Below are 21448 nucleotides of genomic sequence, written 5' to 3' on the forward strand. Positions count from 1 at the left end.
GTTATCAGACATGGTTTTAGCCTCCTTTGTGAGATTTTTGTGTGGTAACTTAATTCTACCAAACGGCTATAGACCATGTCTATTTTTATGAAATTGAATTTGCGAAACTAATTATACGTTATCGTGACGTCGATAACTATTGACACTATCAATTTGCAAAAAACTATTGACACTATCCACTATCACACTATCATCATGATGTCGTAATACAACAATTCAAGCTTATCAATCAAATTTTATATCGTTTTTGACCTATCTACAATAGAAAAGGCTATCCAATATTTAACTGAATAGCCATTAAAAATGCAATTCTTTTTCTAATTGTTTTCGGTATATCCGAACCTATAATCTTCGTCTATACCATGTGATGCCCCAATTGCAGCAATTTCATCAATCGGTAAGCGTTCGTTGCTATAATCATTATCAAAGTTGTCTTCATGATATTTAAAACCACAACCTGGGCATTTATAATCTCCATTGTCCTTATAATCCCGTGTCAACTATCTTAACATAATAGATAAAGCCTTTCATATACCATAACAATACCTCTCTACCCAAGCTTATTCTAGAGAAATATTTTATTTTATGCCATAATTTGCAGAATTCCGCAAATTAATGTGTGCGTAGCAGAACATCTTTATGTTCTGCTTGACTACTTCTAATTACAGACGAAACCAATGTCAATGGGGCATTTATGCCGGCGCAGCCCTTGCCATTGATATTGGATGCAGTCTGTGATAAGCAAAATCACTATGTTTTAATCTGACACACGAGCCTCAACTAAAGTTCCGTTCTACAGCTTATTATCGAAATAAGCCCTTCTTTTTTTTACCCCATATGCCATATTTATCTTTTGTATATCCCAATCCTTGAAGAAAAAAATCTGATAGAATCAAGCTTAAATGTTGTTCCATAAATTGACAATACTCAAAATCGTAAAGGTCTTTATCGTCCAGTTCTCGTCCGCTATCATGCTTGTTTAATACTACTGTAAGTCTATTTATACATTCTACATACTTTTCTGCAACACATGCACACTCTTTAGTTCCATATTTCATAAAGTCTTTTTCTGCATCCATTATAGCTTTACTTTTTTCCTCGGACATAATCCACCTCATTAGATATATTTAAGAATCTATCTTGCTTAAGTCATCCTCCATAAACGTAAATTCACAACCTAGGCAATCCTTTCCTTGAAACATTCACCTCAAGGGACATTTCATTTTCCCCTAGTTTATGTAATTTTTATTGTTTAAACGGTCTTGAAAAAACCTTTCCATCCGCTTGTATCAATTCCTCCGCTTGCTCCGATACAAATTCTACGACCGGATGCCATGCCTCTTTGAAATGGAAAAAAAGTTCTCCGTCAATTTCCTTTATTGGACATGTGTAACATCTTCCTCCCGAAGTAATTTGACACAATCTAAGAATTTTGTTAATCCTTAAAACCAACATAATTACAACCTCCTCTGCATTAAATATAATTTCTAAGCCAATCTGGCATGCTAGGATCATCAATTCCCCACGCCTCTACTCTCTCCTCAGCTTCATTCCACTCACTTTCTCGACCATCGAAGATTTTTTGTCGGTGACATTTGTATTTAACAACCTCATCACCTTCAAGTCTGTATTCATTCCAGTAATAATTCTGCTTACCATAGCCCTTCCATTCTTTTGTAGTGTAAATAGTCATGTTTTCTCCCCCTCTGTTCCCAAATTTATAAAGCTTTAAACTACTCGGCAGAATAATCCAATATAAAATATGAGAAGTGTTGTTCTTAATTAAACATTTCTCATATTTACAATGCGAATTTATTCAATAAACATCGCATCCCCAAAGCTGAAAAACCGATACCGTTCCTTCACTGCCTCCTCGTAGGCGGCCAGCACATGCTCCCTTCCTGCCAGCGCCGACACAAGCATCAGAAGGGTAGACTGGGGAAGATGGAAATTGGTGATCAGCGCGTCAATACATTTAAAACGGTAACCGGGGTAAATAAAGATATCGGTCCAGCCGCTCTTTGCCGCCACAAATCCCTGCTCATCAGCAGCCGATTCCAGTGTCCTGCAGCTGGTGGTTCCAACGGAAATCACCCGGCGGCCTTCCCGCTTTGCCCGGTTGATCTTTTCCGCCTCTTTCTCCTCGATGCGGAAAAACTCCGAGTGCATATGATGCTCCTGAACATTTTCCACCTTCACCGGACGGAAGGTTCCAAGTCCCACATGGAGCGTCACACTGGCGAGCTCCACTCCCTTTGCCTGAATCTGCTCCAGGAGCTCTCTGGTGAAATGCAGTCCCGCTGTAGGAGCTGCTGCCGAACCATCGTATTTTGCATAGACCGTCTGATAGCGGTTTTTGTCCTTCAGCGGATGGGTAATATAAGGCGGCAGGGGCATCTGTCCCAGTCTGTCCAGGATTTCCTCAAAGATTCCTTCATAGGAAAACTGAATCAGCCTGTTTCCCTCTTCGACCACCTCCACGACCGTCCCCTTCAGAAGACCGTCCCCGAAGGAGAGCACCGTCCCCGGCTTTGCCTTTTTGCCGGGCCGCACAAGGGTCTCCCAGATATTATCTTCCTTTCTTTTCAAAAGAAGTACTTCAATGGAAGCGCCCGTTTCCTCCTTGATTCCAAAGAGTCTGGCCGGAATCACCTTTGTATTGTTGATGACCAGACAGTCGCCTGCCTGAAGCTCATCAATAATACTCTTAAACACCGTATGACGGATCTCTCCGGTCTCTCTGTCTAAAATCATCAGCCGGGAAGAGCTTCTGTCCTCCAGTGGATCCTGGGCGATCAGCTCCTCCGGCAGTTCATAATCAAAATCCTTCACATTCATAGCGATAACCTGTTAATCCTCCGAGGGCTTCGCCGTTGTCAGGAAGCCTGCACCGATATAGCAGGTCTCACCATCGTAAATCACACGGCTCCAGCTGTCGTTGTAGCCTGTCCGCTTCAGGGATTCCCCTTCCAGAAGCGTACCGACAACCTCTGCATTTGCATCGGGAGACTTGCGGATCCGTACACTCTCCTTGGCATAAACAGTCTCGTCCACTGATGTAAAGCCGTCTCCCTCTCCGGGAGCGGTCTTTGTAAGGAAGCCTGCGGCAATGTAGCAGGTCTCACCGTTGTATTCCACCCGGCTCCAGTTATCATTGTAGCCTGTCCGGTGGATGGACTGACCTCCTGCCAGTGTACCGGCTTCCTCTCCGTCCGCTGCAGGTGTCCTTCTGATCTTCACGTTTTCTTTCGCATAAACCGTCTCATCCACATCGGTAAAGTCGCTTCCCGACGCAGCTGGCGTGGTCTCCGCAGGTGTCTCCGCCTCTGTGGTCTCCGCAGGTGTCTCCGCCTCTGTAGTCTCCGCAGGCGTCTCCGCCTCTGTAGTCTCCGCCTGCTGACCGCCATACAGCTTTGTCACCAGCGCATTCAGAGCTTCGTCGGATGCCATGGCTTCCGTCAGCCGGTCATCGGTTTCCTTCATCAGAGCCTTGACATCCTCTCTTGCATTGACCTCCTCCATGTAGGCTGCAACCTCATTATCCGTACCGACGTCCTGATTATAAATATACAGGGCTCCCTGATCGTTGGTGCAGACATAAAGACGGATCAGGCAGGGAGCTGCCGTACCGACATTTAAAAATTTCATATCATAAGCTACATAAACAATGTAGGTTCCATCAGAAGGCCCGTTCAGGGTATAGCAGGCAATGTTCTGATAGTTCTCCACAAACTCCCGCTCTGCCTGAAGCTGCTCCGCGGAGATGGAATCTGACGAATTCACCAGTCCGGAAAGTGCTTCCACATCGCAGTTCTGAAGTGCCGTAAAATAATCATTGACAAGCTTATTGACTGCCTGATTGCCATCCTTTTCCAGACTGCCGCCCTTGAGCTCCGAAGCAGCCGACGAGGATTCGGCTGAAACACTGGGAGTCTCCTGCTGTTTTCCATCCTTTTTCAGCTTTCCAACTAGAATAATTGCTGTAACTACCACCAGAATAGCGACGAGGGCCATAATGATATATTTTCCATACATCTGCAGGAATTCTACAAACGAATTCTTTTTCCTGCGCCTGCGGCGGGAGGAGCCGCTGCTCTTCTGCGCGTTCCGTTCCTTCTTTTGCAGGGATTTCAGTTCGTCCATCTAAAAGCCTCCTTTTCCTGATGCGGCCAAATGCCGCCATCTTGAGCATGAATTCATAATAACAAAAAAACAGAGAAAAAGCAACACACTCATAATTATTTAAGTTTTTTTCGATTTTTCTATGTTTTTTCAATTTTCCTCTTGCCCTTCTGCCCTAAATGATGTAAAATATCTTTTGTTGGACTTTGACATGCACCTGTAGCTCAGTGGATAGAGCAGTGGCCTCCGGAGCCACGTGCGGTGGTTCGATTCCACTCAGGTGCAGTCCTTCTTTTATGGTCAGCCGTTCGGCATTTTCCCCATTTTGAAAAATTTATTTTTCTTTCATCTGTTCTGTTTCAGGGCTTTCTTTTTGTACCTGGAACCAGACCTTTTCCCTATCAATTCTTTATTCCCATTCTGGAGGTATGTCTATGAACTATTCTGAATTTTTATCCGCAGTCCGAAATAATATGGAAGATCGTTACAAAAACGGTGCTTCTGTCCTCATTCATCCGGTCCTCAAAAACAATGGGCTGCGCCTTGACGGCCTGCTGATCCTTCAGCCGGGAGAAAATATCTCTCCTACCATTTATCTCAATCCGTACTATGACCGTTATTTATCCGGCACCGGTCTGGAGGACATCCTCGACGATATTGAAGCAGCCTACGAGGAACATCATTATCCCATGAACTTCAACACTTCCCTGTTCCGGGATTTCTCCTATGTCCGGGACAAAATCTCCTTTCGTCTGATCAACCGCGCTTCCAATATGGCCCTCCTTTCCGACATTCCGTTTCTCCCTTTTCTCGATCTGGCCGTAGTCTTTTATTTTCACCTGGAGCATGAATTTTTCGGAAGCTCCACCGTGTTGATCCACAAGGAACACATGGCTCTCTGGGACACCGACTGCGAAGAACTTTACACCCTGGCCTGCGCCAACACCCGCTCCCTGACCGGCTGTGAGCTTTTCCCCATGGAGACTCTGATCCGCTCCTTCCTCGACCCTTCCGACCAGTTTCCTCTTAAGAACCTGTCTTCTCTCTATGTCCTCACCAATAAATCCCAGATATTCGGCGCTGCCTGCCTCCTTTATGAGGATGTGCTGGCTGATTTTGCCCGGGTATGCGAAGATGATTTTTATGTGCTCCCCAGCTCTGTCCATGAGGTTCTCCTGCTCCCCGTCAAGAAAAGTCCCCCGGTCTCCAGTCTCCTTGACATGGTCCATGAAATCAACCGGACGGAGGTTCCCATCCAGGATGTTCTCTCCGATCAGATCTACCTCTACCGTTGTGCAGTCGGAAAGCTGGGGCTTGTCCTCCTCACTCCCACCGCCCCGGAAAAGGTTTGTGAAAAAGACCTGTGAACTAAAAGGCTCCCTCCCACTGCCGTGGAAAGGAGCCTCCCTCTATTGCATATTCTGCTGTTCCATTATTCTTCCGTCTGCTTCTCTTCCTGAGGAACATCCTTCATAGAAAGATTGATTCTTCCCATGCGGTCGATCTCCAGAACCTTTACAGTCACTTCATCGCCGATGTTTACCACATCCTCAACCTTTGCAACCCGCTTCTGGGACAGCTTGGAAATGTGAATCAGACCATCCTTATTGGGAGCCAGCTCTACGAAAGCGCCGAAATTCATGATGCGGACTACCTTGCCGGTGATGATCTCGCCGGGCTCCACATCGTTGACAATGCGGTTGATGATGGTGATGGCCTTCTCGATCATCACCTTGTCGGTGCCACATACAGATACGGAACCATCATCCTCAATATCGATCTTTACGCCGGTCTCCTCAATGATCTTATTGATCACCTTGCCCTGCTTGCCGACCACATCACCGATCTTGGTAGGATCGATCTGAATCTGGGAGATCTTCGGTGCATATTTTCCGACCTCAGCTCTGGGTTCTGCAATCACAGGAGCCATAACCTCATCGAGAATGTACAGTCTTGCCTCTCTTGTTCTGGCAATTGCCTCCTCGATGATCGGTCTTGTAAGGCCGTGGATCTTGATATCCATCTGGATCGCGGTAATACCCTTGTGGGTACCTGCCACCTTAAAGTCCATATCGCCGAAGAAATCCTCCAGGCCCTGGATATCCGTCAGTACAATGTAATCGTCATCGGTATCGCCGGTCACCAGACCGCAGGAAATACCGGCAACGGCACTCTTGATGGGCACGCCTGCTGCCATCAGAGAAAGAGAGGATGCACATACGCTGGCCTGAGAGGTGGAACCGTTGGATTCCAGAGTCTCCGATACGGTTCTGATGGCGTAGGGGAATTCCTCCTCGCTGGGCAGAACCGGCAGAAGCGCTCTCTCTGCCAGTGCGCCGTGACCGATCTCCCGGCGTCCCGGTCCTCTGCTGGGCTTTGTCTCGCCTACAGAGTAGGACGGGAAATTGTAATGGTGCATATATCTCTTGGAGGTCTCGTTTTCATCAAGACCGTCCAGCTTCTGACGCTCGGAAAGAGGAGCCAGAGTGCAGGCATTGAGGATCTGAGTCTGTCCGCGGGTAAACATGCCGGAGCCGTGTACTCTCGGCAGAATATCGATCTCTGCTGCCAGAGGACGGATCTGAGTGATCGCACGGCCGTCAGGACGCTTGTGATCCTTGAGGATCATCTTGCGGACTGTTTTTTTCTGATATTTGTAAAGTGCTTCGCCGATCAGAGGCAGCCAGTCGGGATGCTCCTCCGCGTAACGCTCCTCCAGCTTCTCGGTCAGCTTCTTGATGTTCTCCTCGCGCACCTGCTTCACGTCGGTGAACACGGCCTCTTCCATCTCCTCGCCGGTGATGGCAGTCGTCATGTCATCCCAGAGCTCAGCAGGAACTTCACAGCTCTCATAGGAATGCTTGGGCTTTCCGCACTCTGCCACAATGGTATCGATGAACTTGATAATCTCCTGATTCAGGGCATGGGCTGCAAAAATAGCCTCGATCATCTTTGCCTCAGGCACCTCATTGGCGCCGGCTTCGATCATGATAACCTTATCTCTGGTGGAAGCAACCGTCAGAGCCATATCCGATACCTGCTTCTGTGCTGCAGTGGGATTGAATACAAACTCTCCGTCGATCATACCCACCTGAGTAGCAGCAGTCGGGCCGTCAAAGGGAATATCGGAGATCGATACTGCGATGGCGGAACCCAGCATAGCAGTCAGCTCCGGGCTGCACTCAGGATCCACAGACATAACCAGGTTGTTCAGGGTAACATCATTTCTGTAATCCTTCGGGAATAGAGGACGCATGGGGCGGTCGATGACACGCGCTGTCAGGATCGCATTCTCAGACGCCTTTCCCTCTCTCTTATTGAAGCCTCCGGGGATCTTGCCCACAGAATACAGCTTCTCCTCAAACTCTACACTCAGCGGGAAGAAATCAATGCCCTCCCTGGGCTTGTCTGAAGCCGTTGCAGTCGAAAGCACCACAGTATCACCATAGTGCATGAATGCAGCACCATTGGCCTGCGCTGCGACACGGCCCACATCAACGGTCAGGGTTCTTCCGGCCAGTTCCATTGAAAAACTCTTATACATAGGATTCTCCTTTTCTTTGGAGGCAGAAGACACCGAAACTACTGAAAAACTCAGCTTGCCCGCGGAACCTGGGCTTTTCAGTGGTCTCGAATGTAAACTCCTGCCTGGTCAACAGTTCCTTGAAATTTTTAAAAGAACAGGGTGGAGTTCCTCCACCCTGATGCTTTCCAATTCCGCAATTATTTTCTGATACCAAGACGTGCGATCAGGTTACGGTATGCTTCGATATCGTTTCTCTTCAGATAATCCAGAAGACCACGTCTCTGTCCTACCATTTTCAGAAGGCCGCGTCTGGAATGATGATCCTTCGGATTCTCCTTCAGATGCTCGGTAAGCTCTGCAATTCTCTCGGTGAGGATTGCGATCTGAACCTCAGGTGAACCGGTGTCTCCAGGCTTTCTTCCATACGCTGCGATAATCTCTGCTTTCTTTTCCTTTGAAATCATGTTTGTTTCCTCCTTATTTTTCATTCACACCGGACACCCGGCATTGGTTGGAGTATCCATATGCTGAGCATCGGCGCATTTTCACACCATTGTAGTATAGCATACGTGCTTCCGATTGTAAACTGCTAATTTGGGATTTTCTGCATTTTACGATGCTGTTCAAAAAACTGCCGGCTGCCTTCCGCATCCCTTGCAAGCTGGGCTTTCAGCTCCTCCACGGAAGAAAACTTCTGTTCCTTCCTCTGATAATGAAAAAGCTGCACATCCAGAGTTCTTCCATAAACGTTTTTGTCAAAGCCGAAAATGTAGGTTTCCACTCCCCTCGGGTAATTTCCCTCAATGGTAGGTTTGTATCCCACATTGGAAACTCCCTCATACAGATGCCCGTCCACTTCGACTCGCGCCGTGTAAACGCCGTTGGGCGGCAGAAGCTTCTCCTCTGCCGGAATCTGATTGATCGTAGGCATTCCGAAGGTTCTGCCCAGATGATTTCCGTGAACCACCTCGCCGGTCACCGTATAGGGATAGCCGAGAAGCTCATTGGCCCGCTCCACATTGCCGGCCAGAAGCTCCTGGCGCACCAGCGTACTGCTGATGATCTGCCCGTCGGCTGCCCTCTCCTTCTCAATGACCGTAAGTTCATAACCAAATACAGCGGAAAGCTGTTCCAGAAGAGTGATATTTCCCCTTCGCCTGTAACCGAAGCAGAAATCCGGCCCCGTAACGATCCTCTTTACCTTAAGCCCCTTCACCAGCACCTGCTCCACAAAGGCCTCCGGCTCCATATGACTGACTGCCTCCGTAAACGGATATTCGATCATCAGATCGACTCCCAGCTTTTCCATATGGGCCCGCTTCTCCCGATTTGTGAGGAGCACCGGCTGTCCGTCTCCCTTCACAAGACTTCTCGGAGGTCTCATAAAGGTAAAAACCACGGTCTGAAGTCCCTGTTCTTCCGCCTTCATGGTCTCCCTTATAAGCTTCTGATGGCCCCTGTGGATTCCGTCAAATTTTCCAAGGGTGACCGCGGAAGGCCGGTCCCCGGATACTTCTACCTGTCCGCTAATCAGTTTCATGCTCTGTCCTCCGCGTCCTCTCTATTCTGTAAAAAACAGCTTTACAGGGCGGTATCTTCCGATTTCATTATCAAAAGAATAGATTCCCATAAAGTGTCCCTTCCTGTCATAAATTCTGATCTGTCCGCCTGCCTCCGGCATGTACTCCGATTTTCCTACGGCCTGCGGACGTTCTGAAAGCTCTGAGTCCGCCATGGGATTTCCGTTATACAGCCGTTTTTCTGCCGCTTCCGCTGCCTCAAAGGCGGGATAATGAAGAAACAGCGAATCCACAGCTGTCACAGCCCTGGACAGTGCCTCCGGCCCCTCATCCCGAAGCGCCTCGATCCGGGAAAGCGTCAGAGCCTCCTCCACCCGGAAATTGGCCACTGCAGTCCGCAGAAGGCTTTCCATACAGCCGCCGCAGCCCAGTACCTGACCAATATCATGGCACAGGGTCCGGATATAGGTTCCCTTGGAGCAGGTGACCGTCATGGTGACTCTGGGAAGCTCTACCTTCTCAATGACGATCTCATGGATCGTGACCCTTCTGGCCTTCCGTTCCACTTCCTTACCCTGTCTCGCCAGCTCATACAGCTTCTTTCCGTCCACCTTGAGGGCAGAATACATGGGAGGGATCTGGTCGTATCCTCCCACAAAACCCATAACGGCCTTCCGGACCTCTTCTTCCCCGGCTTTTATTTCCTTTTGAGAAAGGATCCTTCCCCCCGTATCCTGAGTATCTGTCTCCACTCCGAGAAGCAGGACTGCCCGGTAGGTTTTATCCTTATCCGTCAAAAGTCCGCAGACCTTTGTGGCCTTTCCCAGGCAGACCGGCAAAACTCCTTCTGCCTCCGGGTCCAGAGTCCCCGTGTGTCCGATTTTTTTCTGTTTTAAAATTCCGCGGAGCTTCGCCACCACATCGTGTGAGGTAAAGCCCCGCTCCTTATATACATTCAGTAATCCATCCATACTGTCTCTCCGGCTCCTTCTGCCGGCTCCTTATCTGAGGCCGGCTTCCACCAGCTGCTTTTCAATGTGCTCTGACAGATTGTTGATCACATCGTGGACCGAACCGGTCATAGAACAGCCGGCTGCCCGCACATGGCCACCGCCGCCGAAATAAGCTGCGATCCTGCTCACATCCACCACCCGGTTGGAGCGCATGCTCACCTTGAATTCCTGCGATGCCGTTTCATAAAGCAGGATGGCACATTCCACTCCCTGCGTCACCCGGAGCTGATCCACAATTCCATCCAGATCCTTCGTTCCCACCTGATAAAAATCCAGGATCTTTTTTCTGACCGCTGCAAAAATGCAGAGGCCATCCATAAACAATACGCTTTCTGTCAGCATCCTTCCCAGAATCTGATTCTGTCTGTAGGTCTTTTCATAAAAGGTTCTGTCAATGATTCCGGAAAAATCAATTCCCTTGTCGATGAGCTCGCCGGCGATCCGCATGGTTTCACCGGTGGTATTGGAATGCTTGAACACACCTGTATCATGCACAATGCCCATATACAGGCATTCCGCCACATTCTTATCCACAAAGGCATCATCCATAAGCGTGAAGAGAACTTCGCTGGTAGCACTTCTGTCCGGACACACATGCATCATCTGAGCAAAGCCGGAATTTGTAATGTGATGATCGATACAGGCCGTTGTAGCCGCGCTGTCAAAATAGTTGGAAAAGTCTCCGATTCGCTCTTTGTCTCCGGCATCCAGCACGATACACAGATCATACACCGTTCCATCATCGGCATCGTGGCTGATTTCCTCCGCTCCCTTCAGAAACCGGAAAGAATTCGGAAAATCCTCCAGATATACCTGTACCCGAAGCTTAGGATGGGACAGCTCCAGATAATTCTTAAGCCCGAGGCAGGAACCGACGCAGTCTCCGTCCGGACGGACATGTCCAAGTATTGCTGCAGTCTTCGCCGTGCCCAGAATATCGTCGATTCTTGTCAACATGAGCCCTCATCCCCTTCTGTATTCATTCCGTCGTCGGAAACCTCTTCCTTTCCCACCACATCATCAATGAGACGTGTCATATGGACACCGTACTCGATAGACTGGTCCAGAATAAAGGTGATCTCCGGTGTATTTCTCAGATTTACGGATCTGGCAAGGGCGCGGCGGATATAACCGACTGCATTTTTCAGTCCCTCCAGAGTATCCTCTGCTGCCTTCTCATTTCCCAGGACACTGATATACGCCTTGCAGGATTTGAGATCGGGAGCCACCTCCACCGCCACGACCGAAGTCATGGGGTGGATTCTGGGATCCTTCACTTCTGTTCTGATAATATTGCTTAATTCTTTCTGTACTTCACTGTTGATCCGGATATTTTTAATGCTGTTTTTACGCATGCTGCTTCACCAATCCTTCCGGGATTCCTGATTCTTCCTACCTGGGAACCTCTACCATGATGTAAGCCTCCACCATGTCGTCCTCTTTGATATCATTGAATCCCTCAAATACAAGTCCGCACTCGAAGCCCTTTGCCACTTCCTTCACATCATCCTTGAAACGCTTCAGGGATGCCAGTGCACCTTCAAAGAGCTGCTCGCCGTCGCGGCTGATTCTCACCTTGCAGTTTCTCTGGAACTTGCCGTCCATGACGTAAGAGCCTGCAATGGTACCCACACCGGAGGCCTTAAAGGTCTGACGGACAACTGCATGACCGATCACCTGCTCCTCGTAAACAGGATCCAGCATACCCTTCATGGCGGCTTCTACATCTTCGATAGCCTGATAGATTACCCGGTACAGACGGATATCCACCTTTTCCTGATCCGCGACGGACTTGGCAGTGGCATCAGGCCGCACATTGAAGCCGATAATAATGGCATTGGAAGCGGAAGCCAGGGACACATCGGATTCGTTGATGGCGCCGACGCCTCCGTGGATCACCTTCACCACAACTTCCTCGTTGGACAGCTTCACAAGGCTCTGCTTTACAGCCTCCACGGAGCCCTGTACATCGGCCTTGATGATCAGATTCAGTTCCTTTACATTGCCTGCCTTGATCTGGCTGAACAGATCGTCCAGAGAAAGCTTCGTCTTCGTATCGTCCAGAAGCTTCTCCCTGCCCTCGGAAATAAAGGTCTCGGCAAAGCTTCTTGCCTCTTTTTCCGTCTCCGGGGAAACAAAGATCTCGCCGGCTGCCGGTACATCGTTGAGACCGAGGATCGCCACAGGAGTAGACGGACCTGCCTCCTTCACACGGCGTCCCTTATCATCCATCATGGCTCTTACCTTACCGTAGCATGCGCCTGCGGCAATGGCATCTCCCACATGGAGGGTACCCTTCTGAACCAGGATCGTAGCCACAGGGCCCTTGCCCTTGTCAAGCTCCGCCTCGATCACAAGACCTCTTGCGCGGCGGTTGGGATTTGCCTTGAGCTCCTTCACCTCTGCCGTTAAAAGGATCATTTCAAGAAGGCTCTCGATTCCTTCTCCTGTATGGGCAGAAACCGGAACAAAAATGGTGCTGCCGCCCCAGTCCTCAGGCACCAGCTCATACTCGGCCAGTTCCTGCTTCACCCGGTCAATATTTGCACTGGGCTTATCGATCTTATTGATGGCCACGATGATCTCCACTCCTGCCGCCTTGGCATGATTGATGGCCTCCACCGTCTGAGGCATCACGCCGTCATCGGCTGCAACCACCAGAATGGCAATATCGGTAGCCTGAGCGCCTCTCATTCTCATGGCCGTAAAGGCTTCATGTCCGGGAGTATCCAGGAAGGTGATCTTCTGTCCGGAAATCTCCACCACGGAAGCACCGATGTGCTGAGTAATGCCGCCTGCCTCCTTTGCAATGACATTCGTCTCACGGATTGCATCCAGAAGGGAGGTCTTGCCGTGGTCAACGTGTCCCATAACACAGACAACAGGAGAACGGGGAACAAGGGATTCCTCCGGATCATCAATATCCTTCAAAAGCTCCTCGATCACATTGACCTTGACTTCCTTCTCGCACAGGATGTCAAACTCCATGGCGATCTCCTCTGCCGTGTCGTAATCCACCTCCTGATTGATGGTAACGATCTTGCCCTGCATAAACAGCTTCTTCACAATGTCAGAGGGCTGCTTCTTCATCTTGTCAGCCAGCTCCTTGATGGTGAGGACCTCAGGGATCACAATGGTCTTGATCTCCTCCACCACCGGCTCCGGCTTGGGTGCGGCTGCCTTGGCTCCGGGCTTCACCGGCGCCTTTGTTCCGCGCTTGGGCATCTTCTTCTCGAAATCATCGTTCTGATTCTTATCATACTTATTATTCTGACGATTATTCTGTTTCTGCTTCTGTTTTCCCTGATTTTTCTGAGTGCTGTCCAGGCCGGGAGCAGGTACGGCAAAGCCGCTGCTTCTTCTGGAATCTCCGGGACGTCCCGTTCCTCTGGAATCTCCGGAACGGCCGGTTCCTCTGCGGCCGTCTCTGTTCATCTGGCCCTGGCGGTCTCCTCCTCTGCCCTCGTTTCTGTCGCCGTAGGATCTGCCCTCACTTCTGTCACCGTAGGATCTACCTTCGTTTCTGTCACCGTAGGATCTTCCTTCCCCTCTGTCTCCATAAGGTCTTCCCGTGTTTCTGTCTCCTGCCGGTCTTCTGTTTCCGTCAAAGCTTCTCTGACCCTGACGGTCTCCTGCCGGCCTTCTGTTTCCGTCAAAGCTTCTCTGGCCCGGACGATCTCCTGCCGGTCTGGACGGCCTTTGGGAATCCTGACTGTTATTTCTTCTTGCAGTCGCCTGTCCGTTGTCTGCGGGAGCTGCAGTCTGCACCTTTCCTTCGGTTTCAGCAGGAACCACTGCCTCATGCTTCACCTCAGGAGCCTTTGCCGTCTCCTCCTGGGCAGTGGGTGCCGGTTTCACTGCAGGCCTGGGGCCTACCGGTCTTGCGGGCTGACCGGGTGCTGCGGCACGGGTACCCTGAGCTGCCGACTGGCCTGCAGCCTGAGCTGCTGCAGGGCGTACATTCTGACCGGAAACGGCAGGGCGTATTCCCTGGCCGGGAGTGGCAGGACGCGCCGGCTGACCGGGACGTCTCATTCCTCCCGGTGCTGCAGGACGTGTACCGGGACGGCCCTTTCCCGCCTGGGAGCTGTTCTGGGAACGGAATACTGCGGTGATCCGTTTCTTAGGCGCAGCCTCCTCCTGTTTCGGCTCCGGCTTGGGTTCCGGCTTCGGCGCATATGCCCGTCTTACCATATCGGCCTGAGCCTCGTCGATCACACTTAACGGGCTCTGGACATTGACGCCGTTTGCCTGAAGTACGTCAAGCACATCCTTATTGTTTTTATCTATTTCCTTTGCAAGTTCATGAACTCTCATTTTTGCCATACTTACTACCTCCGTCTGATTACTCACTTTCTATCTGTTTTACCACAGCATCCCGGAATCCTGGGTCTGTCAGTGCCACGGCAGCACGGTATTCTCTGCCGATGCATGCGCCCAGGTCTTCTTTTTTACCCCAAAAGTACAAAGGAACTTCATAGTAAGTACACATATTTGTGAACATTTTCTTTGTATTGTCCGACGCATCCTCTGCTGCGATCACCAATGTGGCTTTCCCTGTTTTGACAGCCTTTTCTGTCAGGAACTCACCGCTTACAAGCTTACCGGCCTTCATGGCCAGGCTCAGCAGCGACAGCACTCTGTCCGCTCTCAATGGCTTCCAGCTCCTTTCCCAGTCGTTCATAGACCTCCTTTGAGACCGGCATCCGGAAGGAACGCTCCAGTCCTCTTCCCTTTACCGCCTTCTCAAAGCACGCTCTGTCAAAGCACAGATAGGCGCCGCGTCCGTTTTTCTTTCCGGTGGCATCCAGGATTATATCCCCTTCGGCTGTTTTCAGGATCCGAAGCATATCTTTTTTATTCTTCATCTCCCCACAGCCGACACACTGTCTCTGTGGACTCTTTCTTTTACCGTTCATGGAATCACGCTCCGTTATGAATTACTGCTGCGGCTCCGTATCATATCCGCCGTCATTCTCTGCGCAGTCTTCCCCATAAGCTTCCCCGTCATAATCGCCCTCAGCGTAGCCTTCCTCATAGCCGTAATCCTCATAGCTGTCGTACTCGCCTTCCATGCCTTCCTCGTAGCCGATCTCCTCCAGAAGGCCGGACTCACGGGCCTGGGTCTCACTCTTTATATCAATCTTGAAGCCGGTCAGTCTGGCTGCAAGCCTTGCATTCTGTCCTTCCTTGCCAATGGCCAGAGAAAGCTGATAATCGGGAACAATGACCTGTGCGGTCTTCTCATCGTCGTCAGCCACAACGCAGATCACCTTGGCCGGACTCAGTGCGTTCTCGATCAGAAGGGCGGAATTGTCACTCCAGTTGATAATATCGATCTTCTCGCCGCGAAGTTCTTCAACCACGGCGCCGACTCTCGCTCCGTTCAGTCCCACGCAGGCGCCTACCGGATCCACATTGGGATCATTGGAATATACGGCCATCTTCGTCCTTGAGCCTGCTTCTCTGGCAATGCTGCGGATTTCCACGGTACCGTCCTTCACCTCTGCCACCTCGGATTCAAAGAGACGCTTCACCAGCTCCGGATGGGTTCTGGAAACAAGGATCCTGGGACCCTTTGTCGTATCCTTCACCTCCAGAATGTAGACCTTGATCCTCTCGGTGGGCATGAAGGTCTCACCCTTCACCTGTTCATTTTCATTCAGCATGGCATCGACCTTACCCAGATTGATACTCACGTTCCGTCCCAGATATCTCTGGACGATACCGGTCACAACCTCTTTCTCTTTGCCGTAATACTGATTAAAGAGGACTTTTCTCTCCTCCTCACGAATCTTCTGAAGAATCACATTCTTGGCATTCTGGGTTGCGATCCGTCCGAATTCCCTGGATTTGATCTGGACCTGAGCCACATCGCCGATCCCGAGGCGGGGATCGATCTCTCTGGCTTCGTCAAGGGAAATCTGGAGAACCGGATCCTCTACGACCTCCACGACCTCACGCTCCGCATACACGGAGAAATTGCAGGTCTCCCGGTCAACCGTAGCCTTCACATTGTCCGCTTTGCCAAAATGAGTCTTACATGCCTGAATCAAAGAATTCTCAATGGCTTCCAGGAGAGTTTCCTTGCTGATATCCTTCTCCTTTTCCAAAAGCTCAAGGGCTTCCTTCAATTCCTTGTTTTCTTTCATCTTTCCGTTTCCTCCTCTTACTATTAAAAATCAAAGGCCAGACGAATCAGAGCAATTTCTGCACGCTCAAAGGTAATCTCCTCATCATCCTCAGTCCTGATGGTCACTGATGTATCGTCGTAGGCAGTCAGGGCACCCTCAAATTCCCTTTCATGGTTTCTCGGACGGTACAGACGGATCTCCACATCCTTCCCCATGCTTCTTGCAAAATCCTTTTCCTTTTTGAGCGGTCTTCCAAGTCCCGGTGAGCTGACCTCTAGAATATAGCTTTCTGCAATATAATCCTCCTTATCCAGAAGATCGCTCAAAGCCCGGCTTACCACCTCGCAGTCGTCGATAGCAATCCCGCCCGGCTTATCAATATAAGCCCGCAGATAGCGGTTTCCGCCTTCCTTCACATACTCCACATCAAAGAGCTCAAACTGATGAGCTTCCACAATCGGCATAAGAAGCTCCTCGGTCCGCTTTTCAATGTCCTCTCTCCTTGTCAGCATGACCTGACCCCTTTCCTTTCAAACTTCAAAAACAAGGAGTGGACCTTCGCCCACTCCTTATCCTGTCATATTCTTATCATAATAACTCTAGCACATTTTTTCAGGGATTGCAAGCCTTTTTTGATTTTCCTACCCCACAAAACGGACTGCCGTTCCCGCTGCCAGAATCTCCGCTCCACCGCTCACAATAGTCGTGGAAGAAAACCTCACGTTTACGATTGCATCCGCTCCCATACTCTGAGCCTGACCGATCATTTTATGAATGGCACGCTCCTTGGCTTCCTCCATCATCTCCGTGTAAGCCTGCATCTCGCCTCCCACCAGGTTGCGGAAGCCTGCGCCGATATCCTTGCCCAGATTCTTGCACATGATGCAGCAGCCTGTCACCAGGGAAATAACCTGATAATTCTGCCCGGGGATCTGTTCCGTATTTACCACTATCATACCCTGCTCCTCCTTTTCCATAAATGAAAGCCTCCCAATACCGCTTTCCTTCTGAATCTAAAATATCATATCCATCAGAAATTGTAAATGCCTGCAGACTTGTTCAGTTTTTTATTTTAGCACTTGACTATTTGAAGGAAGGTGCTAAAATAGAGAGGTACGGAAGCATAGCTCAGCTGGGATGAGCGTTCGCCTCACACGCGAGAGGTCATGGGTTCGAGCCCCATTGCTTCCACTTTTTCAAAGCCCTTGATTTTATGCGGATCTCCGGAATAGGCCCGCAGAGTCAAGGGTAAATAGTGACAAGTAACTATTTTGCCGCAGAGAACGGTGTGACCCAAAGGTCACGCCGTTTTTCTGTTTTCTGCGTTCATAGGTTGTTTTGTGATGATAGGCTCGGAAATAACGGGAATATCCACATCATCCACGAAGTTGAAATAGATTTTTACCTTCTGTACCCACCTGCCACTGGATTTGTCCGGCGCAAACACCTCAATCTTCTTGATATACTCATTGACCATCGTAGGTGTTAATTCCGGCACATCCGCATACTTCTGGGTCAGAGCGACAAAGGCATCTACATCTGCACTCATGGTTTCCTGCGTTTCCAGCCATTCTTTCGTCACTTCAATTTCGAGTTTTAACCGTTCCCGATCGGAGCGGCGGCATTGCAGCCACTCCTCCTGAAAACTCTCCACGTCCTGCCGGATATAGGCATTGACTGCTTTTGTAGCTGGAGCATACATAGTGGTCTTGCTTACCGTCAAAGCTCTTGCAGGTAGCAAAGTGCAGCTTATTCCCACAATCGGGACAGAACAGAAGCCCGGAGAATAATCTCTGCCGCTGGGCTTTTGTGGGACGGCGTTTGTTTTTTCGCAGCTCCTGCACTCTGTCCCACTGAGCCTGAGAGACGAATGCTTCCTGCGTATCAGGGAAAATACACATATTTTCGATGGCATTGGGAATCCGTTTCTTCCGCTTGTAGGACTTGGAATAGGTCTTGAAATTGCAGGTACAGCCGGTGTATTCCATCCATTGTTCTTCTTTTGCAAAATCAATGATTTTTTCCAGATCGCGGGCGTTATAAGGCGTCAGGCTCCTGTTCAGCTTGACTGTAATCCCGGCCTCCTTTAACAGGTGGATAGCCCTTATAACCTGCGTAAATCCATTGGGATTCCTGCAAAGACGGACGTATGTCTCATTGGACGCCCCATATAGGGTAAGATTGACCCTGGTCGGCGGAGTTTTCTTCAACCATTCGACAACCTCTTCGTCGATCAGTGTACCATTGGAGTTGATGGAGATGATAAATCCCATTCTGTGCAGACCGGAAAGGATTTCACGAAAATCCGGTCTGGAGAAGGGCTCGCCGCCGGTCAGGAGCAGATATAGCATGCCGCGCTTTTTCGCTTCCTCTCCCAGAGCAAGCCATTCCTGCGCAGTACGCAAAGGACAAATGGCTTCCTGCTGCTGCCTGCTCATGCGAACATAACACATCCGACAATCCATATTGCACAGCGGAGTCAGCTCAAAGGTGCAGTTGAGAGGAATCCGTTTTTGGCGGCTTTGGCATACAGGTATTCCGTGATCGGCGGCTCAACAGGTATATTGACCATCCGAATCATCCTCCTCCAATATATTTTTAACCAGTTCTACTGCCTCACGATCGGGCCGGCATTCCAGCAGATAAACAGGAACCATCGCCGTCAAACTGGCCAGCAGATCGACAACCGTTTCTGTAAAGCTTTTGTCCCAGCGATGTACAGCGGTCTCCGGGTAGAGATGCATGATGGCTTCCCTGGGATGAAGCAAACGGAGCTTGTTTTCCTTTGCCTGGCGAAGCACAATTATGGCCTTGGCCGGTGCAGACTCGTTGCGATAGATCCCGGAAGACCCAGCATAGGGCAGACCGTAGCTCTCCCAGTGCCCATCCTGCAAACGCAGGCCAGCGCGATCTCCGTTGATAATCTCAGCGTGCTCATATTCCTCCCACAGTCCGGCCTGAGTGGACTTTCCGGTTCCGGAGGGAGCGGTAAACAGTATCCCCTGATGCTTCCAACGGACAAATGCCGCGTGGAGCATTAGCGCGTGGAATTGCAGAAAAACCGTTTCCATCCCAATCAGATCGGAAAACTGCCGGGAATATTGAATCCTGGACTCATTTCCGGCTAGATAAAGGCAGTCGAACCGCTTTTCTTCCGCATTTTGAAGGGTACAGGCGTAGGGCTGGTCGCCTCGAACCCGCAGCATGTGCATAACCACATTTCCGCCGGCTCGGCTGTACAGACGCCCTTGCTCAAAAACTGCGTTCTCCGGGGCGGGCGGCAGCTCCTCTACCTTGGTCAAACGGACGTTCAGATCATATGCGGTGAAATCTATAGCAGAAGTTCCTGCATCTCTGCCGAGCAGATGCAGGAACTGAACCGCTTCTTTCAGAATTTCGATCTCATAGGGCAGCTGGCAGAGAATGCGCAGTCCCAAAATTGAATATTCATAGAATTGCATGGTCATCTGTTGACCTGGTAAATTTGGATGTCATCCCCACGGCCTGCCACAATCCAGCCGGTTTTCGTGGTATAATACCGCAGCGTATAGGTTCTGGAAATCACCTTGGTGGTGACACGAAGTCTGCCGTTAGAATCGCTGGCCGTCACCGTCCAGACAAATGGATCGTCCTGCAGGGCTATCTTATAGCCGCCGTTTGTCAGGTTTTTCGTTCTGGCGAGGTATTTGGTCTCCCCGTTGATTTCAGCGGAAATGGTATATCCTTTATCCTGCTTTGTCAGCGTCCAGATCAGATCCGCAGGCACCTCATCTTCCTTCGTCAGGCGGATAGTCCCTGCGGAGATCGCGCCGCTTTCACTGTGGTTCAGGCTATAGGGAATGGCAGATGGAAATACAATTGCATACTTTTCGCCGCTGATGATTTCAGTGGTCGAATCCCCCAGAGTATAGACGGGCTCCGCTCCGGTCGCAGCGTCCGGATCCGGATCACCGCAGCGAGTACATACGCCGTTTTCATATGCATGTCCCTGCGCGGTGATGGTCTCAGTATAGCTGTCGTCGCAGGCAGAACAGGTATAGGTCTTGCTGCCCGGCTCAGTGCAGGTGGGGGCTGTTTCACTGGTGAGGGTGTAGCTGTGGGTGTGCTCTTGCCCCTTTACGGTATAGGCAAAGTCCACCAGAATAGGCCAGTGATCCGCCAGGGCAGTTCCCTCTGAATCGGTGAAAGTCGTCACAACACTGTAGCTATTGGCTGTCAGGGTGACGGCGCTGTCGGTATTGTTGATGTAGAACAGCTTGTCAACAATCTCGGCCTCCGGGTAGTCATAGCTTCCGCCCTTGTCCTTGGCCACGATGGCGTCCGCGCCATAGGTGGGATAAACGCCGTTACGAACCTTCTCCACCCAGGCGTCCTGAATGGTAAAGCGGCTGTCGGCATTGATTGCGTCGATAAACAGAGTCTCCAGGTGCTCACGCGTATACCGGCAGTTGGTATCCCCCATGACGATGATCGGATTTTTATTATCGCTGGCCTTGATTGCGTCCGCCAGCTGGGTCAGCTGGCTCTCACGGGCGCTAATATCCCCGGCATCCGAGTCCGCGTCCATGTGGAGAATGTACACGTCAACAGTCACACCTTCAGCAACTGTTGCCTGATAAAAGCGGTAGCCCTTATCGATCATGCCGTCAGCACCGTTGCCGGTGCCAAAAATTCCGGTGCTGTAATAGGTGTTCCAGGAGGTCCATTTCTCCCCGGTTACGCTGATCGTGTTTTTCCAGAGCAGGTTCAAACCATCTGTATTATTCCTCAGACCGGAGATGCCGCCCCGATGGGTGCCGCTGCTATAGCTGCTCAGGGAAGAAAGCAGTTCGGTGTTGTAGTTAAAGTCCTCAGAGACGCCGATGATATCCCACTGCATCTCATTGAGCTTGGCGCTGATCGCTTTGGTTCCATCAGAGCCGGGACCATCGCTGTTAATTGAAATGCCCAGAATGGAATTTGGCAGACCGTCCACATTCATGGACGCCGCCGTAAAGGTTCCGCTGTTGCCCTGACTGTCCACGGCATAGGCGGCGGACGGCAGCAGGGAGAGCATCAGACAAAGCGCCAGCAGGGAACCCAGGATTTTTTTGATACTCATATTAGTTCACTCTTTTCTCCATCAGTTATAGA

21 protein-coding genes and 2 tRNA genes are annotated in these 21448 nt (G+C 50.3%); 3 read left to right on the top strand and 20 right to left on the bottom strand.

Annotation, left to right across the window (positions count from 1 at the left end; all coding sequences use genetic code 11):
- Window positions 1–803 precede the first annotated feature (803 nt).
- The 4 genes from QJ036_RS04785 to QJ036_RS04800 form a co-directional block, all read right to left on the bottom strand.
- Window positions 804–1106, bottom strand: a complete 303-nt coding sequence (locus QJ036_RS04785; RefSeq protein WP_283230309.1) for a hypothetical protein — start codon at window positions 1104–1106, stop codon at window positions 804–806.
- 368 nt (window positions 1107–1474) lie between these two features.
- Window positions 1475–1693, bottom strand: a complete 219-nt coding sequence (locus QJ036_RS04790) for a hypothetical protein (protein ID WP_283230310.1) — start codon at window positions 1691–1693, stop codon at window positions 1475–1477.
- Between the two features lie 119 nt (window positions 1694–1812).
- Entirely contained in the window at window positions 1813–2838 is a 1026-nt protein-coding gene (gene queA, locus QJ036_RS04795) for a tRNA preQ1(34) S-adenosylmethionine ribosyltransferase-isomerase QueA (protein WP_283230311.1), read from the bottom strand.
- Window positions 2839–2850: 12 nt separating this feature from the next.
- On the bottom strand, window positions 2851–4143 hold the full coding sequence (locus tag QJ036_RS04800) for an SH3 domain-containing protein (RefSeq protein ID WP_283230312.1): 1293 nt from the start codon (window positions 4141–4143) through the stop codon (window positions 2851–2853).
- A gap of 192 nt (window positions 4144–4335) precedes the next feature.
- Here QJ036_RS04800 and QJ036_RS04805 point away from each other — a divergent pair.
- Both QJ036_RS04805 and QJ036_RS04810 read left to right on the top strand, forming a co-directional pair.
- A tRNA-Arg gene (locus tag QJ036_RS04805) sits at window positions 4336–4407 on the top strand.
- 149 nt (window positions 4408–4556) lie between these two features.
- Window positions 4557–5489, top strand: coding sequence for a DUF5688 family protein (locus QJ036_RS04810; protein ID WP_283230313.1), 933 nt, complete (start codon window positions 4557–4559; stop codon window positions 5487–5489).
- Window positions 5490–5554: 65 nt separating this feature from the next.
- Here QJ036_RS04810 and QJ036_RS04815 read toward each other — a convergent pair whose 3' ends face one another.
- The 12 genes from QJ036_RS04815 to QJ036_RS04870 form a co-directional block, all read right to left on the bottom strand.
- Window positions 5555–7666, bottom strand: a complete 2112-nt coding sequence (locus QJ036_RS04815; RefSeq protein ID WP_283230314.1) for a polyribonucleotide nucleotidyltransferase — start codon at window positions 7664–7666, stop codon at window positions 5555–5557.
- Window positions 7667–7845: 179 nt separating this feature from the next.
- A complete protein-coding gene (rpsO, locus tag QJ036_RS04820) occupies window positions 7846–8112 on the bottom strand; it encodes a 30S ribosomal protein S15 (protein ID WP_283230315.1) in 267 nt (88 codons plus the stop codon).
- Window positions 8113–8237: 125 nt separating this feature from the next.
- A complete protein-coding gene (locus QJ036_RS04825) occupies window positions 8238–9188 on the bottom strand; it encodes a bifunctional riboflavin kinase/FAD synthetase (RefSeq protein ID WP_283230316.1) in 951 nt (316 codons plus the stop codon).
- A gap of 21 nt (window positions 9189–9209) precedes the next feature.
- Window positions 9210–10139 (bottom strand): tRNA pseudouridine(55) synthase TruB, encoded by a 930-nt coding sequence (gene truB, locus QJ036_RS04830; RefSeq protein ID WP_283230317.1) that lies wholly within the window; start codon window positions 10137–10139, stop codon window positions 9210–9212.
- A gap of 30 nt (window positions 10140–10169) precedes the next feature.
- The gene (locus QJ036_RS04835; protein WP_416388540.1) at window positions 10170–11135 is read right to left on the bottom strand and encodes a DHH family phosphoesterase; all 966 of its coding nucleotides are present in this window, start codon (window positions 11133–11135) and stop codon (window positions 10170–10172) included.
- On the bottom strand, window positions 11132–11536 hold the full coding sequence (gene rbfA, locus QJ036_RS04840; protein WP_283230319.1) for a 30S ribosome-binding factor RbfA: 405 nt from the start codon (window positions 11534–11536) through the stop codon (window positions 11132–11134). The genes QJ036_RS04835 and rbfA overlap by 4 nt, the downstream gene beginning before the upstream one ends.
- Before the next feature lie 37 nt (window positions 11537–11573).
- The gene (gene infB, locus QJ036_RS04845) at window positions 11574–14507 is read right to left on the bottom strand and encodes a translation initiation factor IF-2 (RefSeq protein WP_331487482.1); all 2934 of its coding nucleotides are present in this window, start codon (window positions 14505–14507) and stop codon (window positions 11574–11576) included.
- Between the two features lie 19 nt (window positions 14508–14526).
- Window positions 14527–14865, bottom strand: coding sequence for a L7Ae/L30e/S12e/Gadd45 family ribosomal protein (locus QJ036_RS04850; RefSeq protein ID WP_283230320.1), 339 nt, complete (start codon window positions 14863–14865; stop codon window positions 14527–14529).
- Complete coding sequence (rnpM, locus tag QJ036_RS04855; protein ID WP_283230321.1) at window positions 14783–15100, bottom strand: RNase P modulator RnpM; 318 nt, start codon at window positions 15098–15100, stop codon at window positions 14783–14785. The genes QJ036_RS04850 and rnpM overlap by 83 nt, the downstream gene beginning before the upstream one ends.
- A gap of 21 nt (window positions 15101–15121) precedes the next feature.
- Window positions 15122–16333 (bottom strand): transcription termination factor NusA, encoded by a 1212-nt coding sequence (gene nusA / locus QJ036_RS04860; protein ID WP_283230322.1) that lies wholly within the window; start codon window positions 16331–16333, stop codon window positions 15122–15124.
- Between the two features lie 23 nt (window positions 16334–16356).
- A complete protein-coding gene (locus QJ036_RS04865; protein WP_283230429.1) occupies window positions 16357–16824 on the bottom strand; it encodes a ribosome maturation factor RimP in 468 nt (155 codons plus the stop codon).
- A 132-nt stretch (window positions 16825–16956) separates the two neighbouring features.
- Entirely contained in the window at window positions 16957–17292 is a 336-nt protein-coding gene (locus QJ036_RS04870) for a YbjQ family protein (protein ID WP_283230323.1), read from the bottom strand.
- 140 nt (window positions 17293–17432) lie between these two features.
- Between QJ036_RS04870 and QJ036_RS04875 the strand changes: the two genes are divergently transcribed.
- Window positions 17433–17506 (top strand) — tRNA-Val (locus tag QJ036_RS04875).
- Window positions 17507–17615: 109 nt separating this feature from the next.
- Here QJ036_RS04875 and QJ036_RS14215 read toward each other — a convergent pair.
- Genes QJ036_RS14215 through QJ036_RS04895 form a run of 4 tightly spaced genes read right to left on the bottom strand, consistent with a single transcriptional unit; the run spans window position 17616 to window position 21416 of the window.
- The gene (locus QJ036_RS14215) at window positions 17616–17864 is read right to left on the bottom strand and encodes a DUF4368 domain-containing protein (protein ID WP_283230324.1); all 249 of its coding nucleotides are present in this window, start codon (window positions 17862–17864) and stop codon (window positions 17616–17618) included.
- Between the two features lie 34 nt (window positions 17865–17898).
- Window positions 17899–18852: a radical SAM protein gene (locus QJ036_RS04885; protein ID WP_331487488.1), complete on the bottom strand. Its 954-nt coding sequence runs from the start codon at window positions 18850–18852 to the stop codon at window positions 17899–17901.
- 15 nt (window positions 18853–18867) lie between these two features.
- A complete protein-coding gene (locus QJ036_RS04890) occupies window positions 18868–19776 on the bottom strand; it encodes a hypothetical protein (protein ID WP_283230325.1) in 909 nt (302 codons plus the stop codon).
- A gap of 2 nt (window positions 19777–19778) precedes the next feature.
- Entirely contained in the window at window positions 19779–21416 is a 1638-nt protein-coding gene (locus QJ036_RS04895; RefSeq protein WP_283230326.1) for an endonuclease/exonuclease/phosphatase family protein, read from the bottom strand.
- Window positions 21417–21448 lie beyond the last annotated feature (32 nt).

The sequence above is a fragment of the Fusibacillus kribbianus genome, assembly GCF_030053595.1.
In the GTDB taxonomy this organism is placed as follows: Bacteria; Bacillota; Clostridia; order Lachnospirales; family Lachnospiraceae; genus Lientehia; species Lientehia kribbiana.